General features: G+C 68.8%; 10 protein-coding genes. 6 read left to right on the top strand and 4 right to left on the bottom strand.

Translation table 11 applies throughout. The features are described 5' to 3' along the window. Positions 1–27: 27 nt before the first annotated feature. Positions 28–3,804, top strand: a complete 3,777-nt coding sequence (locus SZ55_RS10415; protein WP_044405303.1) for a bifunctional diguanylate cyclase/phosphodiesterase — start codon at positions 28–30, stop codon at positions 3,802–3,804. 18 nt (positions 3,805–3,822) lie between these two features. Here the strand turns inward: SZ55_RS10415 and rimK are convergent, their stop codons facing one another. Both rimK and rimB read right to left on the bottom strand, forming a co-directional pair. Continuing rightward, the gene (gene rimK, locus SZ55_RS10410; protein ID WP_044405301.1) at positions 3,823–4,728 is read right to left on the bottom strand and encodes a 30S ribosomal protein S6--L-glutamate ligase; all 906 of its coding nucleotides are present in this window, start codon (positions 4,726–4,728) and stop codon (positions 3,823–3,825) included. Beyond that, positions 4,725–5,201 (bottom strand): retropepsin-like aspartic endopeptidase RimB, encoded by a 477-nt coding sequence (gene rimB, locus SZ55_RS10405; protein ID WP_044405299.1) that lies wholly within the window; start codon positions 5,199–5,201, stop codon positions 4,725–4,727. Before rimB ends, rimK begins: the two co-directional genes overlap by 4 nt. Positions 5,202–5,314: 113 nt before the next feature. On the opposite strand from rimB, the gene SZ55_RS10400 reads away from it, so the two are divergent. Further along, a complete protein-coding gene (locus tag SZ55_RS10400) occupies positions 5,315–5,710 on the top strand; it encodes an RNA-binding S4 domain-containing protein (RefSeq protein WP_044405297.1) in 396 nt (131 codons plus the stop codon). A gap of 1 nt (position 5,711) precedes the next feature. Here SZ55_RS10400 and SZ55_RS10395 read toward each other — a convergent pair whose 3' ends face one another. Continuing rightward, on the bottom strand, positions 5,712–6,503 hold the full coding sequence (locus SZ55_RS10395; RefSeq protein WP_082078204.1) for a phosphatase PAP2 family protein: 792 nt from the start codon (positions 6,501–6,503) through the stop codon (positions 5,712–5,714). A gap of 102 nt (positions 6,504–6,605) precedes the next feature. Here SZ55_RS10395 and hslO point away from each other — a divergent pair, with 102 nt between their 5' ends. The 4 genes from hslO (at position 6,606) to SZ55_RS10375 (ending at position 12,539) form a co-directional block, all read left to right on the top strand. After that, complete coding sequence (hslO, locus tag SZ55_RS10390; RefSeq protein ID WP_044405288.1) at positions 6,606–7,499, top strand: Hsp33 family molecular chaperone HslO; 894 nt, start codon at positions 6,606–6,608, stop codon at positions 7,497–7,499. 358 nt (positions 7,500–7,857) lie between these two features. Continuing rightward, a complete protein-coding gene (locus SZ55_RS10385) occupies positions 7,858–9,402 on the top strand; it encodes a phosphoenolpyruvate carboxykinase (protein ID WP_044405286.1) in 1,545 nt (514 codons plus the stop codon). 494 nt (positions 9,403–9,896) lie between these two features. Next, positions 9,897–11,834, top strand: coding sequence for a RecQ family ATP-dependent DNA helicase (locus SZ55_RS10380; protein WP_044405283.1), 1,938 nt, complete (start codon positions 9,897–9,899; stop codon positions 11,832–11,834). 102 nt (positions 11,835–11,936) lie between these two features. Further along, positions 11,937–12,539, top strand: a complete 603-nt coding sequence (locus tag SZ55_RS10375; RefSeq protein WP_044405281.1) for a nitroreductase family protein — start codon at positions 11,937–11,939, stop codon at positions 12,537–12,539. A gap of 48 nt (positions 12,540–12,587) precedes the next feature. Here the strand turns inward: SZ55_RS10375 and argA are convergent, their stop codons facing one another. Beyond that, positions 12,588–13,886, bottom strand: coding sequence for an amino-acid N-acetyltransferase (argA, locus tag SZ55_RS10370; protein WP_044405279.1), 1,299 nt, complete (start codon positions 13,884–13,886; stop codon positions 12,588–12,590). Positions 13,887–14,036: the final 150 nt, after the last annotated feature.

Genomic DNA, 14,036 nt, shown 5'->3' with positions numbered 1-14,036 from the left:
CCAGCCCTGCGTCGACAAGAGGCCCCCATGCCCGACGCCCACGCCCTTGCGCCCCGATGGACCTGGTGGGTGCCCTTGCCCCTGCTGCACCTGGCCACCTGGATGTCGCTGGGCACCCAGATTTCGGGCGGTGTCGCGCTCTGGTACCTGCCATTCGCCCTCGGCCTGGTGCTGACCCTCTGGTGGGGCCCCCGGGTACTGGCCAGCGTCTACCTCAACGCCGTGGCGAGCATCCCGCTGTGGGGGCTGGACTGGCACCTGGCACCGTTTTACGCCCTGCCCGAAACCCTCTCCATCGGCGTCGCCTGGCTGCTGTTGCGCCGGCACCAGGCCGAGGCCGGCCTGCCGGACTTCGCCAGCCTGCTGCGCTTCATGCTGCTGGGCGTGCTGGTGCCGGTGACCCTGGTCAGCCTCGGCGTCCAGGCCAGCCTGCTGGCCACCGGCGTCATCACCCGCCAGGCCTGGCTGCTGGCCAGCCTGCAGATGTGGATGGGCGACAGCCTCACCACCCTGGTGCTGAGCCTGCCGCTGCTGGTCTACGGCACCCCCTGGCTGCGCCGCAACGGCTGGGCGCTCGGCGTCTACGAGCCGCTGCCGGAGGCCATCCGCCGCCTGCCGCCCTGGCCCGTCCTGCTGCTGCCGGCGGTGGCATTGCCGCTGCTGATGGCGGTTATGCCGCTGCCCATGACCCTGCCGGTGATCGGCCTGGCGATCCTCGGCCTGGCCCTCGGCTGGGGCTTCAGCGGCGCACTCTGGGGCGCGGTGGTCACGACCATCAGCGTGCTGGCGCTGCCGGCCCTGCGCGAGCTCGGCGACGCCAGCCAGTGGCTGGAAACGCGGCGCATCGAGCTGCAGTTCAGCGTGTTGCTGCTGATGGTCTCCGCCCTGCTGGTGGGCCGCAGCCTCAGCGACCTGCGCCTGAACCTGCGGCGCCGCGCCGAGATGCAGCGCGAGCTGGCCATGACCAACCTGGCCATGGAGGCGACTCCGCTGGGCGTCACCATCGCCGATGCCCGTGACCCCGACTTCCCGCTGATCTACTGCAACAGCGCCTTCGAGCGCATCACCGGCTACCGCCGCGAGGACGCCCTCGGCCGCAACTGCCGCTTCCTCGTCGGGCACGACCGCAACCAGCCCGCCCTGCGGCACCTGCGCGCCGCCATCGAGAAAGGCGAGCCGACCCAGGTGATCCTGCGCAACTACCGCAAGGACGGCAGCCTGTTCTGGAACGAGGTGACCCTGGCACCGATGCGCGACGGCGAGGGCATCAGCCACTTCGTCGCCCTGCAGCACGACGTCAGCACCCGCGAGCTGCTGTCCGAAGAGCTGGCCATGCGCCGCGAGGAACTGCTGCGCCAGACCCACCTGCTGAGCCAGACCGAAGCCATCGCCGACCTCGGCGGCTGGGTGCTGCAGCTGCCGGCACGCACGCTGTTCTGGAGCGAGGGCACCTTCCGCATCTTCGACCTCGACCCCGCCGACGGCGCCCCCAGCTTCGAACGGGTGCTGGAGTTCTTCGACGCCGCCAGCCGCCAGCAGGCCGAAGCCACCCTGCAGCGGGTGCAGGAGACCGGCACCCCCTTCGACCTGGAGCTGCGCATCACCAGCGCCAAGGGCATCCCGCGCACCCTGCGCTTCAAGGGCCTGGCCGAGAGCGACGGCGACCAGGTGATGCGCATCTACGGTGCGGTGCAGGACCTCACCGAGCAGAAGCGCACCGAACGCCGCCAGCGCGAGCGCGACGAGCACCTGCACCTGTTCTTCGAAGCCCCGCTGATGGGCATGGCCCTGTGCTCGCCGGAACAGGGCTGGCAGGAAGTGAACTTCAAGCTGTGCAGCATCCTCGGGCGCTCCCGCGAGCAGCTGCAGGGCCACGACTGGATGAGCATCACCCACCCGGACGACCGCCCCCAGGAAAGCGAGCTGCTGGTGGAGCTGCGCCAGGGCCTGCGCGACGGCTACGAACTGGACAAGCGCTTCCTGCGCCCGGACGGCAGCGCGGTGGACACCCGCGTCAACGTCCGTGGCGTGCGCGATGCCGAGGGCCGGCTGTACGCCCTGCTGATCCTGGTGGAGGACGTCAGCGCCCGGCGCGAGGCCGAGGACCGCTACCGCGTGCTGGTGGAACACGCCCCCGAGGCCATCCTGGTGTTCGACCTGGAACGCGGCATCACCGATGCCAACGAGAACGCCGCGCGGCTCTACGGCCTGCCCCGCGAGCAGTTGCTCGGGCGCATGCCCGACAGCTTCAGCCCGCCCTACCAGGCCGACGGGCGCAGCTCCCAGGAGGTCGGCCGCGCCCACGCCCGCGCCGCCCTGGCCGGCGAGACGCCGCTGTTCGAGTGGCTGATGCGCGACTTCGCCGGGCGCGTGCGCCCCTGCGAGGTGCGTCTGGTGCGCCTGCCGGGCCGCGACCGGCAGCTGATCCGCCTGAGCATCACCGACATCTCCGAGCGCCAGCGCTACCAGCGCGAGATCGAGCGCCTGGCCTACAGCGACGAACTCACCGGCCTGCCCAACCGCCGCCTGCTGCTGGACCGTCTGCAGCACGCCATGGCCCGCGAGGTCCGCGACGGCCGCTTCGGTGCGTTGCTGTTCATCGACCTGGACCACTTCAAGACCGTCAACGACAGCCTAGGCCACCCGGTGGGCGACGCCCTGCTGCGGGAGGTCACCGCTCGCCTGGCCGGATGCCTGCGCGCCGAGGACACCCTGGCGCGGCTGGGCGGCGACGAGTTCGTGGTGCTGCTGGAGGCCCTGGCACCGGAGGCCGACGGGGCGGCCGACCACGCCGCCGAAGTGGGCGCCAAGCTGCTGCAGAGCCTGCGTGGCAGCTACCGCGTCGGCGAGCACGAGCTGGCGGTCAGCGCCAGCATCGGCATCGCCCTGCATCCCTTCGACGGCCAGGGCGCCGCCGACGTGCTCAAGCAGGCCGACACCGCCATGTACCGGGCCAAGCAGGGCGGGCGCAATGCGCTGCACTTCTTCGCCCCGGCCATGCAGGCCGCCATCGACCAGCGCCTGCAACTGCAGAGCGACCTGCGCCAGGCCCTGGCGCGGGGCCAGCTGTTCCTTGAATTCCAGCCGCAGCTGGAGCTGGCCGGCGGCCAGGTGGTGGGCGCCGAGGCGCTGCTGCGCTGGCGCACGCCCAGCCGCGGCGTGGTATCACCGGCGCAGTTCATCCCCCTGGCGGAAGAGACCGGGCTGATCCTCGAACTGGGCAACTGGGTGCTGGACCAGGCCTGCGCCAACCTCGCCCAGTGGCTGCCGCACCGGCCCGCCCTGGTGCTGGCGATCAACATCAGCCCCCGCGACCTGCGCCAGCCGGACTTCGTCGAGCGGGTCCGCGACTGCCTGCAACGTCACGGCGTACCGGCCCATGCGCTGGAGCTGGAGATCACCGAGGGCAGCCTGATGGAGGACGTGGAACGCTGCATCGCCGCCATGCTGGAGCTGAAGCAGCTGGGGGTGCGCTTCGCCATCGACGACTTCGGCACCGGCTACTCCTCGCTGATCTACCTCAAGCGCCTGCCGCTGGACCGGCTGAAGATCGACCGCAGCTTCGTCGAGGGGCTGGAGCAAGAGGGCAGCGACGCGGCACTGGTGGAGACCATCCTCGCCATCGGCCGCAACCTGGGCCTGGAATGCGTGGCCGAAGGCATCGAGGCGGACGCCCAGTACCAGTCCCTGCGCCGGCTGGGCTGTGCCCTGGGCCAGGGCTTCCATATCAGCGAGCCGCTGGACGGGCCGGCCTTCCTGGCCTGGCTGCAGCGCCGCGAGCGCGCCCTGGCCGACTCGGCCTGAGGAACGGCTGGACGGGCCTCAGCCCTTGCCCTTGGTACGGGTGAGGTTGGGGCCGGCGTGCTTTTCCAGGTGCTCGATGATGATGCCGGCGACGTCCTTGCCGGTGGTGGTCTCGATGCCCTCCAGGCCCGGCGAGGAGTTCACCTCCATCACCAGCGGGCCGTGGTTGGAGCGCAGGATGTCCACCCCGGCCACCGACAGGCCCATGACCTTGGCCGCGCGGATCGCGGTCATGCGTTCCTCGGGGGTGATCTTGATCAGGCTGGCGGTGCCGCCCCGGTGCAGGTTGGAGCGGAACTCGCCGGGCTTGGCCTGGCGCATCATCGCGGCGATCACCTTGTCGCCCACCACGAAGCAGCGGATGTCGGCGCCGCCGGCTTCGCGGATGTACTCCTGCACCATGATGTTCTGCTTCAACCCCATGAAGGCCTCGATCACCGACTCGGCGGCCTTCTCCGTCTCGCACAGCACCACGCCGATGCCCTGGGTGCCTTCCAGCACCTTGATCACCAGCGGGGCGCCGTTGACCATGCGGATCAGGTCGGGGATGTCGTCCGGCGAGTGGGCGAAGCCGGTCACCGGCAGGCCGATGCCCTTGCGCGAGAGCAGTTGCAGGGAGCGCAGCTTGTCCCGCGAGCGGGAGATGGCGACGGACTCGTTGAGCGGGTAGACCCCCATCATCTCGAACTGGCGCAACACCGCGCAGCCGTAGAAGGTGACCGAGGCGCCGATGCGCGGGATCACCGCGTCGAAGCCCTCCAGGGCACGGCCGCGGTAGTGGATCTGCGGCTTGTGGCTGGCGATGTTCATGTAGGCCCGCAGGGTGTCGATGACCACCATCTCGTGACCGCGCTGCTGGCCGGCCTCCACCAGACGACGGGTCGAATACAGACGCGGGTTGCGCGACAGCACGGCAATCTTCATTGGGCACCTGGGAGAGAATCGAACGCCGGCAGGGTCGGCTTGTCCTGTACGTAGCTGAGGGCGGGGTTGACCACCAGTTGCCCGTCCACCAGGGCCTTGGAGCCGATGAGCACGCGGTAGCGCATGGCCTTGCGGCAGGCGAGGGTGAACTCGATGGGCCAGGCGCGATCGCCCAGCACCACGGTGGTGCTGATGACGTAGCGGCTCTGGGCCTGGCCGTTGGAACTCTTGATCGTGCGCACCGAGACCAGCCGCGCCTCGCAGCGGTGGCGCCGCTGCACCAGGGTGCCCAGGTGCGCGGTGAAGCGCACCCAGCGCTCGCCATCGCGCTCGAAGGGCACGATGTCGCTGGCGTGCAGGCTGGAGGTGCTCGCGCCGGTGTCGACCTTCGCTCGCAGACCGACCATGCCGAGCTCCGGCAGGGCGATCCATTCACGCAGGCCGACCACGGAGAGGTGATCGAAGGTCTTCACGGCGGGGATTCCGGTAGAGTTGCCGGCATTCTAGATGGGCCGTGTGACAACTGCATCCGCCACCGGCCGACGATGTGCGGGCGCCCGCAGGGTGCCCCGGAGGGAAAGCAACGATGCGCGAGAAAGACGACGACAAGGTGCGCCTGGACAAGTGGCTCTGGGCCGCACGCTTCTACAAGACCCGCGCCCTGGCCAAGGAGGCCATCGAGGGCGGCAAGGTCCATCACCGGGGCGAGCGCTGCAAGCCGGGCAAGGAGCCACGGGTCGGCGATGAGTACGTGATCCGCACCGGCTTCGACGAACGTACCGTGGTGGTTCGTGCTCTGTCGGTGGTGCGCCGGGGCGCGCCCGAGGCCCAGGCGCTGTACGAAGAGACGGCGGACAGCATCGCCCGCCGTGAAGAAGCGGCCGCCCTGCGCAAGGCCGGGGCCCTGGGGGTGCAGACCGACGGACGGCCCACCAAGAAGCAGCGCCGGCAGATCCATTCCCTGCGCGGCGCCGCCGAGTAGGTCAGCGCAGGCGCTTGGTATCCAGCAGCGCCAGGCGGTTCACCAGCGGGATGTAGCCGCCCAGGCGCAGCGCCGGGCTGGCCAGCCACTGCAGCAGGTGCGCCAGGTGGCTGCCGGCCGGGGTGCAGAAGCCCCAGGCGATGACCACCAGGGTGATCACCAGGCCACCGACCACATCGTCCGTCAGCCAGTGAGCACCCGCCACCAGACGCGGCAGCATCAACACCGTGGCGATGGCCAGCACGGTCACGCGCTTCCAGCCACGGGCGAAGATCGCCATGAACAGGCCCCAGAGCATCAGCACCGAAGCGTGGTCCCCCGGGAAGCTGCGGCTGGAACGGTCCTTCACCTCGAACACGCTTTCCAGCAGCGGGAACTGGTCGCTCAGCTGGATACCACCGAGCACCACCGAAGGGCTCGCGTGCTGCCAGCCGAAGTGCACGCCGATCTTGGTGAACAGCGAGCGCACCACCAGCAGCATGGCCAGCAGGGCGATGAAGGTGAACAGCGCCGGGCGCAGCTCGTGGCGACGGAAGGTCCAGTCCTGGCGGATCAGCAGCGCCAGCATCAGGCCGCCAGCGAGGATGTCGAACAGGCGGGTGCTGGCGAAGGCCCAGAGCGCCATCCATACCGGACGGCCTTCGAGGGAGCCGTTCAGCGCCCGGTAGGCGGCATCGTCGGCCAGGTCCCAGAGTTCACGGGTGGTCGGCCACAGCCAGCTGGCCAGTACCAGGGCCGCCAGCAGGTGCAGCCCGAGCAGGGCCGGCCATCGCCAGGAGGCTTGGACGCGCATTGGTTTCTCCATAAAATTCCCATCCTCATCTATCGCGGGCAGCGGAATGGCGCGCTTTATAGTGCGCTGTCACCGATCTGTCACCCTCTTGTGGTTGCCCCCATGCCTATTTCCGACAATTCCCAGCGTTTTATCTTCGACGACACCGACGTACGCGGTGAAATGGTCTCCCTGGGCGAGAGCTACACCCACGTCCTGGCTAAGCACCCCTACCCGGAACCGGTGGCCCAGCTGCTGGGCGAGATGCTCGCCGCCGCCGCGCTGCTGGTGGGCACCCTGAAGTTCGACGGCCTGCTGGTGCTGCAGGCGCGCTCCAGCGGGGCCGTACCGCTGCTGATGGTGGAGTGCTCCAGCGAGCGCGAGATCCGCGGCATCGCCCGCTACCACGCCGAGCAGATCGGCGCCGACGCCGACCTGCGGCAGCTGATGCCCGAAGGCGTGCTGACCCTCACCGTCGACCCCCGTCAGGGCCAGCGCTACCAGGGCATCGTCACCCTCGAAGGCGCCAACCTGGCCGAGTGCCTGTCCACCTACTTCGCCAACTCCGAACAGCTGCCGACCCGCTTCTGGCTCAACGCCGACGGCCGCAACGCCCGTGGCCTGCTGCTGCAGGCCCTGCCCGCCGACCGCCTGAAGGACCCGGAAGCCCGTGCCGCCAGCTGGCAGCACCTGACCACCCTGGCCGACACCCTCACCGCCGAGGAACTGCTGGGCCTGGACAACGAAACCGTGCTGCACCGCCTGTTCCACGAAGAGACCGTGCGCCTGTTCGACCCCCGCCCGCTGCGCTTCCACTGCAGCTGCTCGCGGGAGCGCTCGGCCAATGCCCTGGTCAGCCTCGGCCAGGCCGACGCCGAGGCCCTGGTGGAGGAACAGGGCGGCGCCGTGGTGATCGACTGCCAGTTCTGCAACCAGCGCTACCGCTTCGACGCCGCCGACGTGGCCCAGCTGTTCGCCGGTGGGGGCAGCCGCGCACCGTCGGAAACCCGCCACTGAGTACCGTTCGGCGGAATTCGTAAGGCTGCTACCCATTTGTAGCGAGGGCGCCCCTGTGGATATGTCGCCGGGGCCCCCGCTGCATCGTCGCTTCAGCGGCTGCGGTCCGGAACGTGACCGGCGGGTGCGATTCAAGTCTTGTAGCGGCCTTTCGGCCCCCGATGAGTGGTCACGGAGAACCCCTCCAGCACCCCCTGATTTCGCCTGGAACCCAGGCAGGACGTGCCTTACATCCAGTCATCTCGCAATCGCCCGGTTTCCTCTGGCATAATCCGGCGCACTTTTTTCGCTGTAGCGGGTCGCAAGGCTCACTACATTTCGCATTGGAGGACTCGGCCTCTGGCCGACGGGGAACCACATGACGCAAGCCAATAAAGCCGTGTACACCGACATCAGCGCCGCGCAACTGGTCGAAGAAGCCATCCGCCGTGGCGAAGGTGAACTGGCCGCCAACGGTTCGCTGGTCGTGCAGACCGGCCATCGCACCGGCCGTTCTCCGGCTGACCGCTTCATCGTTCAGGAGCCGAGCACCGACGCCAAGATCGCCTGGGGCGCCATCAACCGTCCCTTCCCGGCGGACAAGTTCGATGCACTGTGGGCCCGTGTCGAAGCCTATGTGACCGAACGCGAGCGTTTCGTCTCCCACGTGCACGTCGGTGCCGACCCCGCGCACTACCTGGCCGTCAAGATGACCACCGAGACCGCCTGGCACAACCTGTTCGGCCGCTGCCTGTTCATCAACCCCGAGCAGTACAACCCGCAGGGCCGCCAGGAATGGCAGATCATCAACGCCCCGAACTTCGTCTGCGAGCCCGAGCGTGACGGCACCAACTCCGACGGTTGCGTGATCCTCAACTTCGCCCAGCAGAAAGTCCTGATCGCCGGCATGCGCTACGCCGGTGAGATGAAGAAAGCCATGTTCTCCGTGCAGAACTTCCTGCTGCCGGAGAAAGACGTGCTGCCGATGCACTGCGCCGCCAACGTCGGCGAAGACGGCGACACCACCCTGTTCTTCGGCCTGTCCGGCACCGGCAAGACCACCCTCTCCGCCGACCCGAGCCGTTACCTGATCGGTGACGACGAGCACGGCTGGGGCGTGGGCACCGTGTTCAACGTCGAAGGCGGCTGCTACGCCAAGTGCATCGACCTGTCCGAGAAGAACGAGCCGGTGATCTGGAAAGCCATCCAGTTCGGCGCCGTGCTGGAAAACGTCGTGCTCAACCCGGAAACCCGCCTGCCCGACTACAGCGACGACAGCCTGACCCAGAACACCCGTGCCGCCTACCCGCTGCACCTGGTGGAGAAGCGCGTCGAAGCCAACCGTGCCGGCGAGCCGAACGCGGTCATCTTCCTGACCTGCGACCTGACCGGCGTACTGCCGCCCGTCTCCATCCTCAACAACGAACAGGCGGCCTACCACTTCCTGTCCGGCTACACCGCCCTGGTCGGCTCCACCGAAATGGGTTCCGGCGGCGGCATCAAGTCCACCTTCTCCACCTGCTTCGGCGCCCCCTTCTTCCCGCGCCCGGCCGGTGAGTACGCCGAACTGCTGATCAAGCGCATCCAGGGCTTCGGTTCCAAGGTGTACCTGGTCAACACCGGCTGGACCGGCGGTGGCTACGGCGTCGGCAAGCGCTTCAGCATCCCCACCACCCGTGGCGTGATCGCAGCCATCCAGAGCGGCGCGCTGGTCGGTGCCGAGACCGAGCACCTGGACATCATCAACCTGGACGTGCCGAAGGCCGTTCCAGGCGTCGAGACCGAGCTGCTCAACCCGCGCAACACCTGGGCTGACAAAGCCGCCTACGACGCAGCCGCCAAGGCCCTGGCCGAGAAATTCGTCGAGAACTTCAAGAAGTTCGACGTCTCCGACGCCATCCGCAACGCCGGTCCCAAGCTGTAAGGGACCCGTTGTACGAAGAAGCCGCCTACGGGCGGCTTTTTCATTTTTCGTGTCCCTATAGACTTGCCCGATCTACACAGCATAGAAGCGCGCTCCGGAGCCAAACCTGACCAGGATGGTGGCGCGGGGAACCTGCCCCTTCAGGAGGCCGAGCGCAGTCGTTACGCAGGGGGACGAGCGGCATGGATGCCGCGAGAGGCGCGCCAGGCCAGGGATGGCCCATCGCGCCGGCCCCCGTAGCGGCGACGTAGCGAGGGAAGTCCCGCGAAGCGGGACCCGGATGCAGGGACGAGCCCTTTTGGTTACTTTTCTGTGGGCGGCATTCCGACGATTGAGAAAAGTGACTCGCCCGGCGGGGCGAAACAGAAGACATCCGCAAAACGCGATAACCAGCCTGGCCGTGGCCACAGGGCGGGTACCAGCGGGTTGCCCCCTCGGCCCAACGCCCCCCCACAGATAGTCCATCATCCCCAGCCCTCTCACGGAGTGACGCCATGCCCCTCGCCACCCTCGCCCGCGTCTTCGGCTACGACCGCTTCCGCCCCGGCCAGGAAGCCGCCGTCAGCGCCGTGCTGGCCGGCCGCTCGGCCGCGGCGATCTTCCCCACCGGCTCCGGCAAGTCCCTCTGCTACCAACTGCCCGCGCTGCACCTGCCGCACCTGACCCTGGTGGTGTCGCCGCTGCTGGCGCTGATGCAGGACCAGTTGGCCTTCCTCCACGCCCACGGCATCGCCGCCGCCAGCATCGACTCGGCCCAGAGCCGCGAAGAGGCTGCCGAGGTCATGGCCCGCGCCCGCAGCGGCGAACTGAAGATCCTGATGATCTCGGTGGAGCGGCTGAAGAACGAACGCTTCCGCCACTTCATCCAGCAGGTGCCGATCTCCCTGCTGGTGGTGGACGAGGCCCACTGCATCTCCGAGTGGGGCCACAACTTCCGCCCCGACTACCTCAAACTGCCGGACTACCAGCGCGAGTTCGGCATCCCCCAGGTGCTGCTGCTCACCGCCACGGCCACCCCGGCGGTGATCGCCGACATGCAGCGCAAGTTCGCCATCGACTCCGCCGACGTGGTCACCACCGGCTTCTACCGGCCCAACCTGCACCTGCAGGTGGAGCCCGTGGCCGGCGAGCAGCGCCGCCGCTACCTGGTGGACTGGCTGCGGGCCCGGCCCGGCAAGCCCGGCATTGTCTACGTCACCCAGCAGAAGAGCGCCGAAGAGCTGGCCACCCACCTCACCCGCCAGGGCATCGACGCCTGCGCCTACCACGCCGGCCTCGACCACAGCGTGCGCGAAGGCCTGCAGCGGCGCTTCATGAACGGCGAGGTGAACCTGATGGTCGCCACCATCGCCTTCGGCATGGGCATCGACAAGGCCGACATCCGCCTGGTGGTGCACTACGACCTGCCCAAGTCGGTGGAGAACTACAGCCAGGAGATCGGCCGCGCCGGCCGCGACGGCCAACCCTCGGAATGCCTGGTGCTGGCCAACCGCGACGGCCTCAACGTGCTGGAGAACTTCGTCTACGGCGACACCCCCGAGCGCGACGGCATCGCCGAGGTGCTGCAGGAACTGCACAGCGCCACCGGCCCCGACGGGCGCTGGGAGCTGATGGCCGGCGCCCTCTCCGAGCAGAGCAACATCCGCCCGCTGCCGCTGAAGACCCTGCTGGTGCAGCTGGAGCTGCGCGGCCTGATCGCCCCGCTGTTCGCCTACTTCGCCGAATACCGCTTCAAGTACCTGATCGAGCCCGAGGCGCTGCTGGCGCACTTCGAGGGCGAGCGCCGGCAGTTCGTCCAGGCCCTGGTGGACACCTCCACCCGCGCGCGCACCTGGTGCACCGTGGACTTCGACCGGCTCTACCGCGAGCACGCCGCCGAGCGTGCGCGGGTCGTGAAGGCCCTGGACTTCTTCCAGGAGCGCGGCTGGATCGAGCTGGAGAGCAAGCAGATGACCGAGGTCTACGCCCTGCGCCAGCCCGACTTCGACGCCGAGGCCCTGGCCGATGAGCTCCACCGCTACTTCCGCCAGCAGGAGGACAGCGAGATCGCCCGCATCCAGGCCATGCTCGCGCTGTTCGCCAGCGACACCTGCCTCAGCGCCCGGCTGGCCCGCTACTTCGGCGACCAGGCCGCCCCGGCCGCCTGCGGCCACTGCTCCGTGTGCGCCGGCCGGGTGGCGGTGCTGCCGCCGCCGGCACCGCTGGCGCCCCTCGCCGGGCAGGATCTGGAAGGCCGCTGCCAGGCCTTCATCGAGCGCTACCGCGAGGCCAAAGGCCGCGCCCCCAGCGTCGACTGCCTGACCCGCCTGCTCTGCGGCATCGCCACCCCGGTGTTCACCCGCCTCAAGGCCCGCAGCCTGCCCGCCTTCGGCGCCCTGGAGGCCTACCCCTACGCCGAGGTGCGCCAGCAACTGGCCGATACCCGGAGGTGATGAATTCGATGTGTTTTATCGCCATTCCTCACTGGTCGGCGTTCACCGGCCTGCTTAGGATGGCGCACCCTTTCCACCGTTGCGCCTGACCAGGAGCCGACCATGCACATCGACGAAGCCATCCGTACCCGCCGCGCCATCAAGGGCTACGACACCCAGCACAGCCTGAGCCGCGAAGAGAAGGACGAACTGCTGAAGCTGGCCCTGCTCGCCCCCACCGCCTTCAACCTGCAGCACGTGCGCCTGGTGGAAGTCAGCGACCCCGCCCTGCGCCAGCAGATCCGCGAAGTAGCGTGGAACCAGGCCCAGGTGACCGAAGCCTCGATGCTGGTGGTGATCTGCGCCCGCCTCGACGCCTGGGAACAGGACGCCGCCCGCGTCTGGGCCGACGCGCCGCAACCGGTGCAGGAATTCATGGCCGGCGCCATCGACAACTACTACCGCGGCAAGCCCCAGGTGCAGCGTGACGAAACCATGCGCAGCTGCGGCCTGGTGGCCCAGACCCTGATGCTGGCCGCGCGCGGCCGTGGCCTGGACAGCTGCCCCATGGACGGTTTCGACTTCGACGCCGTGGCCAAGCTGATCAACCTGCCGGAGAACCACGTCATCGGCCTGATGGTCGCCGTCGGCAAGCAAGCCGTCGAAGCCAAGCCGCGCATCGGCAAGCTGGCCTTCGACGAAGCCGTGATCCGCGACCGTTTCTGATCCCCGCCCCACACCGGGCTGCGCACCCCAGATGCGCAGTCCGTGTCGTTACAGCGCCTTCTCGAAGATCTTGGAGTTGCGCTGGTAGTTGTACAGCGAGGCCCGCGCCGCCGGCAGGCGCTCCACGCCGCTGGGCTGGAAGCCGCGCTCGCGGAACCAGTGGGCGGTACGGGTGGTGAGGACGAACAGGGTCTTCAGGCCCAGGGCCCGGGCCCGTTCCTCGATGCGCTCCAGCAGCTCGTCCCCGCGACCGCCATGGCGGTACTCCGGGTTCACCGCCAGGCACGCCAGCTCCCCCGCCTCGGACTCGGCGATCGGGTAGAGCGCCGCGCAGGCGATGATGTGGCCGTCGCGCTCGACGATGCTGAACTGGCCGATCTCCCGCTCCAGCACTTCTCGCGAGCGACGCACCAGGATGCCCTGCTCCTCCAGCGGAGTGATCAGCTCGATCAGCCCGCCCACGTCGTCGATGGTGGCCTCGCGCAGGGACTCGAACTGCTCCTGGTCCACCAGGGTGCCGCCACCGTCACGGGTGAACAGCTCGGTGAGCAGCGAACCGTCCTCGGCGTAGCTCACCAGGTGGCTGCGCTTGACCCCGCTGCGGCAGGCCTGGGCGGCCGCGTCCAGCAACTCGGCCTGGTAGCCGTTGCCCAGCCGCGCCAGGTGCTGCGGTACCTGCTGCGGGCGCAGCTCACGCACCAGCCGGCCGTGTTCGTCGATCAGCCCGCGTTCGGCGCCGAACAGCACCAGCTTGTCCGCGCCCAGGTCGATGGCGGCACGGGTCGCCACGTCCTCGCAGGCCAGGTTGAAGATCTCCCCGGTGGGGGAATAGCCCAGCGGCGAGAGCAGCACGATGGAGCGCTCGTCCAGCTGGCGGCCGATGCCCTTGCGGTCGACCCGGCGCACCTCGCCGGTGTGGTGGTAGTCGACCCCGTCGACGACGCCGATGGGCCGCGCGGTGACGAAGTTGCCGCCGGTGACCCGCAGCCGCGAGCCCTGCATCGGCGAGGCGGCGATGTCCATGGACAGCCGCGCCTCGATGGCGATGCGCAGCTGGCCCACGGCGTCGATCACGCATTCCAGGGTGGGGCCGTCGGTGATGCGCAGGTCGCGGTGGAAGTGCGGGGTCAGCCCGCGCGCGGCCAGGCGCGCCTCGATCTGCGGGCGCGAACCGTGCACCAGCACCAGGCGCACGCCCAGGCTGTGCAACAGCACCAGGTCGTGGACGATGTTGCCGAAATTCGGGTGGGCAACCCCCTCGCCGGGCAGCATCACCACGAAGGTGCAGTCCCGGTGGGCATTGATGTAGGGCGAAGCATGGCGCAGCCAGTTGACGTAGTCGTGCATGGGATTCCGAATGCCTGTGACGGGGGCGAAATGAACGGTGCTACTCCGGAAACGGAGCAGGTGGCGTTGCGTTTATCGTCGTCGCAGCAACATCAGCGGAAGCCCTCCTGGGGAGTCATCTGGCGGGCACCTCTGAAAACTACCTGCGTT

Source organism: Pseudomonas sp. FeS53a, from assembly GCF_000931385.1.
In the GTDB taxonomy this organism is placed as follows: Bacteria; Pseudomonadota; Gammaproteobacteria; order Pseudomonadales; family Pseudomonadaceae; genus Metapseudomonas; species Metapseudomonas otitidis.
The sequence above is the reverse complement of the archived record's forward strand: the minus strand, read 5'-3'. Positions and strand labels throughout refer to the sequence as shown.

Excerpts from the sequence above, each read along its gene's own strand:
- rimK (WP_044405301.1), bottom strand. The coding sequence starts at position 4,728 with ATGAAGATTGCCGTGCTGTCGCGCAACCCGCGTCTGTATTCGACCCGT.
- SZ55_RS10385 (WP_044405286.1), top strand. The coding sequence starts at position 7,858 with ATGACGCAAGCCAATAAAGCCGTGTACACCGACATCAGCGCCGCGCAA.
- hslO (WP_044405288.1), top strand. The coding sequence starts at position 6,606 with ATGCCTATTTCCGACAATTCCCAGCGTTTTATCTTCGACGACACCGAC.
- SZ55_RS10415 (WP_044405303.1), top strand. The coding sequence starts at position 28 with ATGCCCGACGCCCACGCCCTTGCGCCCCGATGGACCTGGTGGGTGCCC.
- SZ55_RS10380 (WP_044405283.1), top strand. The coding sequence starts at position 9,897 with ATGCCCCTCGCCACCCTCGCCCGCGTCTTCGGCTACGACCGCTTCCGC.
- SZ55_RS10375 (WP_044405281.1), top strand. The coding sequence starts at position 11,937 with ATGCACATCGACGAAGCCATCCGTACCCGCCGCGCCATCAAGGGCTAC.
- argA (WP_044405279.1), bottom strand. The coding sequence starts at position 13,886 with ATGCACGACTACGTCAACTGGCTGCGCCATGCTTCGCCCTACATCAAT.
- SZ55_RS10395 (WP_082078204.1), bottom strand. The coding sequence starts at position 6,503 with ATGCGCGTCCAAGCCTCCTGGCGATGGCCGGCCCTGCTCGGGCTGCAC.
- SZ55_RS10400 (WP_044405297.1), top strand. The coding sequence starts at position 5,315 with ATGCGCGAGAAAGACGACGACAAGGTGCGCCTGGACAAGTGGCTCTGG.